This window comes from Moorena sp. SIO1F2 (assembly GCF_010672755.1).
GTDB lineage: Bacteria > Cyanobacteriota > Cyanobacteriia > Cyanobacteriales > Coleofasciculaceae > Moorena.
Window position 1 is genome coordinate 1 of the sequence record NZ_JAAHFV010000263.1, and the last position, 9,378, is coordinate 9,378.

The following is a 9,378-nucleotide window of genomic DNA, read 5'->3' on the forward strand; positions in this document are numbered from 1 at the left end:
CAAGGGATTCAATCAACTCAAAATACAGTTTTATTAAAATTGCATTTTTAAATTACTCAAAACCTTACTTAGTAAAGGCTATGGGGATTATTTTATACTAATTTATCATAGCCACCCTAGGAGAGCCGAATTTATTAGGATTTAAATTTTAGGTGAACTGTAAGGTCTACCTTACCACTGTAACTGCTGCTTGTCAACTAAAGATTACTCACGATCAGCTTCAGCAGCCAAAGCCTGATCAATGCACATTTTTAATTTCTCTGCTAACACCCGCACATGAGGTTCGGTTCGCATACTCAAATGGTCCCCAGGAACTCTGATTAGATCGACAACGTGTTCCTCCCAAGCCCTTAACGGAAACAGCCAACGCCGAATTTTAATGTGGTGACGGTGATCACGAGCAACCCGAGTCAGGAAGAGTGTAATTTTACCCGAGTAGCCTTGCATCAGATACTCTCCTTGATTCGCTCCCACAGCAGACATAGACTTTTGTATGGTTAAATTGTCTTTTACTTCCCAGAGCAACGAGCCTAACTGCCAAGCACAAGACACTAACGAACCACGTAATAATTCCTTTTTCATTGCCACCAGAGCCGGCTCTATTCTTTGCAGATAGTAGCGATACATCTGTCCCGAACCCGAAGTATCTAATATAGCTAGAAAAGCCACTTTCTTTCCGCGCTCTTGTAGTTGCTTGGCAACTTCATAAGCTACATTTTTACCAAAAGAATATCCTGTTAACAGTATTGGTCCAGTGGGATATACCTCCAGGATATCGCGAACGTGACTAGCGGCGATCGCTTTAATATTATTCTGTGTCGGTTGGCCTTTTTTCCCGATAACCACGTAACCAGATTCTAGGAAATAAACTGGTTGCTCCTCACCTAAATAGCGGGCAAGAGTAGATATTTCCCCGACACCATTAGCGCAATAAAACAGCGGTGGCTTCACCCCTGTGGAACGGATAGCAACCATTAGAGAATCCGGTCGAGGTCGCGCTCCTTCTCGACCAGCTACAATAGTTAACAAGGCGCGAAGGTCATCTGTATCCAGTGGTAACAACTCTGGAGATAGATTAGGGTTAGGGTTATCTGCTACTTCTGGTTCTTTGAGAAGACTGGCAATTTCCTCAATGGTTGTAAATTGAAATAGGGCGGCCAACGGCAATTTTGTCTGAGTGACTTTTTCTATTTCTGCAACTAAGCGCACTGCCAGCAAGGAGTGACCGCCCAACTCAAAGAAGTTATCTGTTACTCCTATGGGTTGGATACCGAGAACTTGTGACCAGATTTGGGTTAGTTGCAGTTCAATTGAATCTCTGGGTGCAACAAAGGTTTCGGTTCCCAACTGCCTGGAAGTATCCGGTGCCGGTAGGCCACGCCGATCTACTTTGCCATTGGGTGTTAGAGGCAAAGCATCTAATACTACAAAGGCATTGGGTATCATGTATTGGGGTAATTTCTGTTTGAGAAAGCCCCGTAGCTTGGTGGTGAGAATGTCGGCCTTTTCCCCAGGAGAAACAACGTAGGCTACTAGGCGTTTGTCACCAGGTAAAACCTCCCTTACTATGACTACGGCTTCTTGGATTTCAGGGTGTTGAATTAGAGTTGCTTCAATTTCTGATAGTTCGATGCGGAAACCTCGAATTTTGACTTGGTTGTCGATGCGACCGAGGAATTCGATGTTGCCATCGGGGAGATAGCGAGCTAAGTCACCTGTTTTGTAGAGGCGAGAACCCGGTTGTTTGCTAAATGGGTTGGGGATGAATTTTTGTTCGGTGAGTTGGGGGCGGTTGAGATAACCACGGGCTAAACCCGCTCCACCAATATGCAGTTCTCCGGGAATACCAATGGGAACGGGTTGCAGATGTTGGTCTAGGATATAGGTTTGGGTGTTAGCAATGGGAGTACCAATTGGAATTGACCGCCCTTGAGAGTCTAGTAAACTTGGAATTGCATAACAACAGGTAAATGTTGTATTTTCCGTTGGACCGTATCCATTGATAATTTGTGTAGATGGCAAAGCTTTTAGTCCCCTACGAACGTGGGAAACTGAAAGAGCCTCACCACCGATGAGTAGTTGCCGAATTCCTGATAATGCTTCTGGATTTTCGTCAATGATGGTATTAAATAGTGTAGAAGTTAGCCATAAAGTGGTGATTTTGTTCTTAGTAATTAGATGGCTCAACTCCTTGGATGTCGGAATTTTTTCGGAAAAAATAACACACCGGGAACCATGCAATAAAGCGCCCCAAATCTCAAATGTGGAAGCATCAAAAGAAATCGGAGCTATTTGCACAAATGTCTGTTTAGCATCAAGATTAGCGTAGTTTACTCCAAACAACAGACGGGTAACACCACGATGAGTAACTTCTACACCTTTGGGTACTCCTGTAGAACCAGAAGTGTAGTTAATGTAGCTTAATTGGTCAGGAGTGACGAGTGTTGTCAAATTTTCCTCACTCTCAGAATTAATCGCTTCAGAGTCAATATCCCAACAGACAACACTCGCTTGATGTGATGGTAATGATGTCAACAACTTTTGATGAGTCAACAGTACTGATACTGCCGAATCTTTGAGCATATAAGCAATGCGCTCTTTCGGATAATCTGGGTCAATGGGAACATAAGCCCCACCCGCTTTGAGTATCCCCAATAACCCCATCACCATTTCAAGGGAACGCTCGACACAAATCCCCACCAATACTTCCGGTTTTACTCCTGTTGAACGCAAATAATGGGCTAATTTATTCGCTCGACTATTTAACTGCCGGTAGGTCAATTGCTCATGTTCAAACACCACTGCTACTGCATCGGGAGTGAGTTCTACTTGTTCTTCAAATAACTGATGAATACACTTGTATTGGGGATAATCTGTTGCTGTATCGTTCCATTCAACTAATAACTGATGCCGTTCGGATTCTGTGAGCAAAGGTAATTGGTAAACCGGCTGTTGGGGATTGGCAACTATTCCCTCTAACAAGACTTGGAAATGACTAATCCAACGACGAATGGTTGCCCGATCAAATAGGTCGCTATTGTATTCCCAGTATCCAATTAATCCTTCTTGTGTCTCCTTCATTGACAGGAAAAAATCAAACTTGGCAGCAACACTTTTCATTTCTAGCCGACTGCAAGTCAAACCCGGAAAATCTGGGGTTCCCATTACATCGTTTCGTAAGGCAAACATCACCTGGAACAAGGGACTATAACTCAAAGAGCGTTGGGGTTGTAATTCCTGTACCAACTGCTCAAATGGTACGTCCTGATGAGCATAAGCTTCTATTGCTGTTTGCCGAACCCTCTTCAATACATCAGTAAAACTCAAACTTTCTTGAAATTGAGTTCGTAACACTAAAGTATTGACAAAAAAGCCAATTAATTGTTCAACCTCGGTACGATTGCGACCAGCAATAGGGGAACCAACGATAATGTCTTCTTGTCTGCTATATCGATAGAGTAAAGTTTGGAATGCTGCCAATAAGGTCATGTATAATGTCACCCCTTGCTGACGGCAAAGCTGTTTGAGTCCATCACTCAAGCTTTGGGGTAAGATGAGCGATTCGCTAGCACCACGATAGGTTTGGACTGCTGGACGGGGATGGTCTATGGGTAATTCTAGTACTGGGTTCGCACCTGCTAGTTGCTGTTTCCAATAGTTGAGTTGTTTGTCTAGTACCTTATCCGATAACCATTGTCTCTGCCAAACAACATGGTCTGCATATTGAATGGGGAGTTTTGGTAATGGGTTGGGTTTGCCATCTAAAAAGGCTTTGTACAGTTGTGTTAATTGCTCCCAAAGGATATTTGTTGACGAACCATCAGAGGCGATGTGATGCATGACTAATAACAGCACATACTCCTGTGGTGCTAGTTGCAGTAAGCAGCCCCGTAACATGATATCTGATGTTAGGTTGAAGGGGCGTTGACTTTCTTGTTGCAGTCGTTTTTGTAGTTGGATTTCACCTTGTGTTTCCCCATACTGCTGGAGGTCAATGATTTGCAGTTCTACCGATTGGGGTGCCGCTATAACTTGTATCGGGTTGCCGTTTTCAGAAATATAGTTCGTGCGTAGTACCTCGTGGTGGGCAACTATGGCATCTAGTGCTTGTTGTAGAACTTGAATGTTAAGGTCGCCGTTTAAGCGTACTGCCCTTAGTATGTTGTAGAAGGGGCTATTGGGTTCTAGCTGGTCTAAAAACCACAGTCGCTGCTGGGCAAAGGATAGAGGCAAGTTTTGGTTCCGTGGAACAGACTGTATTGGTAAAAAGGTAGAATTGCCAGCCAGATAACTATCTTGCAAAAAGGCTATAATTTCTGCCTTGCGTTCAGCTAGCTCCAGTCGCAAACTTGGTGTTAGTACATCTTTAGGAGCATTGCAGCGTAGTTGTTCACCGTCTGTAGAGAGTTGTATTCTTAAATTACGCAGTTCTGATAAAAATTCTAGAGTATTCATAATTCAATTTTCTGTGGTACTTTTCGTAAAAAAGCTAGAATTTTTGCTTTATGCTCAGACAACTTAGCTTACAAGGTTGGAGTTAACATACCAGGGGAATTAAATTAACAGCAAGCTTGATATTAAAACTTTTGAGATAGTTCAGGAACTTTCCCGCTTTCATAGCTCAATTTCTTCCCAATTTTCAACTGCTATAGATTCCACAGAGTCTGGTTTTTTTTGCCCAAACCAAGCCACTCGGTCAATTTGTTTAGCCCATTCAATCACAGTTGGAAATTCAAATAGACTCCGGAGTGGCAGTTCAATATTCAATGTCGAGCGGACTTGCGAGACGACTCTCATGGCTTGCAGTGAGTCTCCTCCTAACAAGAAGAAGTTATCATAAATACCTACTTGCTGAAGATTGAGGATTTGAGACCAAATACTGACTAAGGTTTTTTCTATGTTTGTTCGAGGCGCAACATAATCTTCCCTAGTAGATACAGTTTCTTGTTTGGTATCTGGCAATGCTAAACGATTTACTTTACCATTAGGCGTTAGCGGAAGTGCTGCCAGCATAACGAAAAGAGCGGGAATCATATAATCTGGCAGATGTTGTTTGAGATAGTTGTGCAACTCCTTGTTGCTCAAATGCTCTCCTTCTAGGGGAACAATGTAGCCAACTAATTTCTTTTCTTCCCCATTATCCTGGTGTTTAACGGCAGCTTCCTTTACTTTTGGGTGTTCAAAGAGTACAGCTTCAATTTCGGCAATTTCAACGCGATAACCTCGAATTTGGACTTGAAAATCTTTGCGACCTACATGAACTAAACAACCATCTGGGAGAAAATAACCGACATCACCAGTTTTATAGCATCGTCGATCAAGAAATTCTGGATCGGGGAAGAAAGCAGCATTAGTTTGCTCGGCTTGTTGCCAATAACCCAGTGCTAGATAAGGACTTCTCAGAACTACTTCGCCCGTACAACCTGTTGCAACTTCCTTGCCATTTTCATCTAGTAATAATACCTCTACATCTTCCGTTTTATAACCAACTGGAACGATATTACTGGGAAGTTTTGTGTCTGAGTAAATAAAATACTGCCTGTAGCTAGATAATTCAGTACATCCTAGATTATTGAGCAGCAGACAACTATCAAAGAAATATTGCTTAAATAAATCAACATCATATTTATAAACTGGTTCTCCACCGAGGTGGATAGCACGAATATCTGGAAATGTGTCGTCTTCCTTTAAAGTATTAATGAAATGTCGAAAAACTGTGGGAACGGAATGGTAGATTGTGATTTTCTCCTCAATCAGCCAAGTTGAAAGACCTACTAATCCTTTTTCATTAAGGTCATAAGGTAAAAGCATTGCACCGTTGAGTAGCGCTCGAAAAATATTGTTCGTCCCTCCTATATGGCTATAGGAAGGAAGAAGTGATAAACGGTCATTCGCATCTATTTTTAAGGCATTTGTACCGCGTCTGATGAGGTGAAGTAGATTGCAGTGGCTATGAATCACACCCTTTGGTTTTCCTGTTGAACCAGATGTGTAAAGGACGCAAGCGATCGCATTTGCTGAAGCACAAATATCTAGGTTGTCACCGGATAAATGTGGATCTATCTCATCAATGTTGATAATCTGTTCCCTATTGGGTAGTAAAACTTCTGTAAGGTTAAGGTTGCGCTGATTCGTAATCAACACCGATGCATTAAGTTCGCTCAAAATGGTTTCTAGCCTTACCTGTGGATAAGAAGAAGCTAGGGGTACCCAGCCTTTACCTGCTTTGAGTACACCTAGAATTGCAACCACCATAGAAGCACCATGTTCAAATAGAATTGGTACAAGTTCTTGTTCTGGAGGACACTGTTGCAGAATTTGATGAGCCAAACGGTTAGCTGCTTGATTTAAAGTGTCATAAGTTAATTCACACTCAGAAGTTTTAACCGCAATGTGATGGGGATATCGAGCAACTTGACTTTCAAATCGGCGATTAATGGATTGTTCAATCTCTGACTTCTCAAATGGTTGAAAATTCATAAAACTTGAATATATAAATTTACGCGAGATTACTAATAATTCCAACAGACTGGCGATTGACTGGATTTGCCATTCCTACTACTACTTTTCGAGGAGGAACAAAGGGTTCTCGTCCGTGTGCAGCCAACATATTATCTAACATTAATACATCACCTTTTTGCCAGGTGAATAAAACTTTTTCCTTTTGGTACGCTGCTTGAAGAGCATTCAACACCCAGGGTTCAATCTCCGAACCATCACCGTAATAACTATTGCGCGGTAAATCTTCAAGTTTGAAAGCATCCAGCATTGCTTCTTTCAAGCTGGCATTAAGACATGCGACATTGGCTTGACATATGTTATTAAACCAGACCATATCTCCCGTTAGAGGATGCTTGACAATTGCAGGTCTAAAGGAACGGGTCCGTAGGCGATTGCCCGGTTGCCACTCTACCGTCGTGTCAGTGCTTCGGCAATATTCTTCTACAACACTTTTATTCGTCGTTTGAAAAACTTGCTGCCATTTAGGTCCAGAACCAATGCCGTAGTTTCGCAAGTACATCACGCCTCGTTGTAGAAAACGCTGTTTAATCGAGTCGGGAATTTGCTGCAAAACGTTGCGACTATCAGCAATGGGAGTTTCACCTCCTTCTGGTGCTGGTTGTATACAGTAAAAGAAAATTTTTAAGGGCCAGGTGTAGGCAAAGGAAGATTCATTGTGCAGTGCAATTTTAAATTTAGCGGAAAATTCTGTTGAGGTATAAATATTACCGTGAACTGGTGTACGTGGAGTGACTCCAACGGATTCCCCACTATAAGCCATAGTACTACCGGCGATCGCCTTAATAAACTGTTCAAACTCAGCAATGCCATTCAAATTAAAGTTTCTAAATAGGATTGCACCATGTTCTAGAATTTTGGCTTCCAGGGATTGCCGATGTTGAGTGACCCAATCACACAGGCTTACATTATTGCCTGGAGATACAATAATTAGTGGGAAGTCATTCTGAGGAGGTATTGAAGAACTGTTGACTTGATCTTGCTGGAGTACCGACGATATCCTCTCTTTTGCAACGTTTCGAGTTGAGTGGTTGGTCTGACTATTGGCCAATGTTGAAATATTCTGCAAAAACCCTAAGAGGTCTGCTTTACGTTCTGCAATTTGAGCTTGCAAAGTTGACGTTAGCACACCAGGGGGTGCACTACACTTGAGCTTAGTTCCATTAACGGTAAGCTTAATATTCAAACTTTTGAGATAGTCCAGGAATTCACCAGTGTTCATAGCTCAACTTCTTCGCAATTTTCAATTGTGTCAGGTTGTACATAGCCAGGATTGAGAGGCGCACAGGTGGCACCAGAGGCGATCGCCAAAAAAGCGACGGCCATTGGCTATGTCTTGGGGATTTTTATTTGCCCTGGTCTCAAGTAGATGGTATATACTTGAATTGATTCCAGAGTAGGTTTTGGCAATCGTCATTTTTGGTTAACTATAGGACAGTAAATAACTGGTAATTTCTAGGAAAAACGTTAACTATATCAGAATTTTTGGTGATCTATTCTGAGCTTTATTCCTGGTGATGTGTATAGACTGACTACTCAAGAAGTATAGCTATGCTCAGATATTGCCCCTAACCGTAAAAACTTAGACAAACTAAAAATAACTCCGTTCAAGCTACCTAATTTTTAAAACGAAGAGAAACTCTAATCAGCTTTGTAGTTCTGAATATGGTTTTTTTAAAAAATAGTTAAATAAACAGTTCATGATTTAACTATACCGTCACATTTTACCAGATCCGGAGATTTAATTTTTCCTTTTTTAATTAATATTGAACAGTTAGGGGTAAAGCCGAAATAAGTGCCAAATAGGACACCATTTTCAGTAATTTAAAAATTGCTTTACAATTGATGAGTTATGTGTAGGAACTTGAGAGGGATTAGCCCGAAGGGCTAGGGCCTTCAAGGCTACGCAAAAAAGACAATCCATTGAGGATATCAAGCCCACAGGTGATGGGAGCAAGACCGTGAAGTTTTGGTAAGAGGGCTTGACAAATTGCTGTCTTTGCTATATACATCACAAATATACAACACTCTGGATAAGAATTAATTAATCAAAATCCTCTTGGAATAAGAAAAGTATATCGTCAGCTGTCAGCCGTCAGCTTAAAATAAACCTGTTTGGCCTATGGCCACGCTACGGGAACGGGAGAATTTAATATTGATAGATGAATGAGAATTGAAAGTCAACAGAAAAACCCTTGGCCATTCACGTAGCTTGGCCACGCTACGGGAACAGCTTTGTGGCACAGGCTTTGGCCTTGGCCTAAAGGCCACGCGGGGCGCGTTTGGCCACGCTGTGCGAACGACGCTGGGACTTAACGTAGCCCATAAACTGATAGCTGAATGCTTACACTAGATTAATTATAATTTGGTTTTTTCCAGATAGTTTGGTTTGTAGATATAGCATTTACAAATAAATAAAATTCTAATTTATGAGGATCTAATTTTTACGATCAGCTAAAATAACTATTCTGTATAGATGTATTTTTTTTAGAATTTGTTTCTTACTCGTCTAGGATATCTAAATACCCAAAATCCTTGGCCAGCATTAGATTTAGAGTTGCTCTGTGCTCAATTAGCATCATTTTGTCCGGAAGACCCAAAGTTAGACTGTATAGTAGTAGTTAAGCTCTAAAGGCAACTACCTCGTAATGAAGCAACTAATTCTGGGTACCTTCCTTGGGAAACTGGCAATGGCAACCCGTGATACAATAGATAGGGTAAAAGGGGCGGTCACTAAATCGGAAAGTTTAGGAACTATAATTAACGATCATATCGCTACACGTTTGGTCACTCAATTATGTGATCACAACAAGACTTTTATTGATGTTGGGGCACATATTGGTTCAATTATAGCTTTAG

General features: G+C 41.5%; 5 protein-coding genes. 2 read left to right on the forward strand and 3 right to left on the reverse strand.

What is annotated here, in order from left to right; all coding sequences use genetic code 11:
* Positions 1–204: 204 nt before the first annotated feature.
* The 3 genes from F6J94_RS24495 to F6J94_RS24505 form a co-directional block, all read right to left on the reverse strand.
* Positions 205–4,455, reverse strand: coding sequence for an amino acid adenylation domain-containing protein (locus tag F6J94_RS24495; RefSeq protein ID WP_293044951.1), 4,251 nt, complete (start codon positions 4,453–4,455; stop codon positions 205–207).
* Between the two features lie 159 nt (positions 4,456–4,614).
* Positions 4,615–6,480: a non-ribosomal peptide synthetase gene (locus F6J94_RS24500; protein WP_293044953.1), complete on the reverse strand. Its 1,866-nt coding sequence runs from the start codon at positions 6,478–6,480 to the stop codon at positions 4,615–4,617.
* Between the two features lie 19 nt (positions 6,481–6,499).
* Positions 6,500–7,741 carry a TauD/TfdA family dioxygenase gene (locus tag F6J94_RS24505; RefSeq protein ID WP_293044955.1) on the reverse strand — a complete coding sequence of 414 codons (1,242 nt, stop codon included), beginning with the start codon at positions 7,739–7,741 and terminating at the stop codon, positions 6,500–6,502.
* Positions 7,742–8,692: 951 nt separating this feature from the next.
* On the opposite strand from F6J94_RS24505, the gene F6J94_RS24510 reads away from it, so the two are divergent.
* Together F6J94_RS24510 and F6J94_RS24515 are read left to right on the forward strand one after the other, a co-directional pair.
* Positions 8,693–8,872, forward strand: coding sequence for a hypothetical protein (locus F6J94_RS24510; RefSeq protein ID WP_293022179.1), 180 nt, complete (start codon positions 8,693–8,695; stop codon positions 8,870–8,872).
* 295 nt (positions 8,873–9,167) lie between these two features.
* A partial coding sequence (locus F6J94_RS24515) for a hypothetical protein (protein WP_293044957.1) occupies positions 9,168–9,378 on the forward strand: 211 nt, incomplete at its 3' end.

Excerpts from the sequence above, each read along its gene's own strand:
- F6J94_RS24495 (WP_293044951.1), bottom strand. The coding sequence starts at position 4,455 with ATGAATACTCTAGAATTTTTATCAGAACTGCGTAATTTAAGAATACAA.
- F6J94_RS24500 (WP_293044953.1), bottom strand. The coding sequence starts at position 6,480 with ATGAATTTTCAACCATTTGAGAAGTCAGAGATTGAACAATCCATTAAT.
- F6J94_RS24505 (WP_293044955.1), bottom strand. The coding sequence starts at position 7,741 with ATGAACACTGGTGAATTCCTGGACTATCTCAAAAGTTTGAATATTAAG.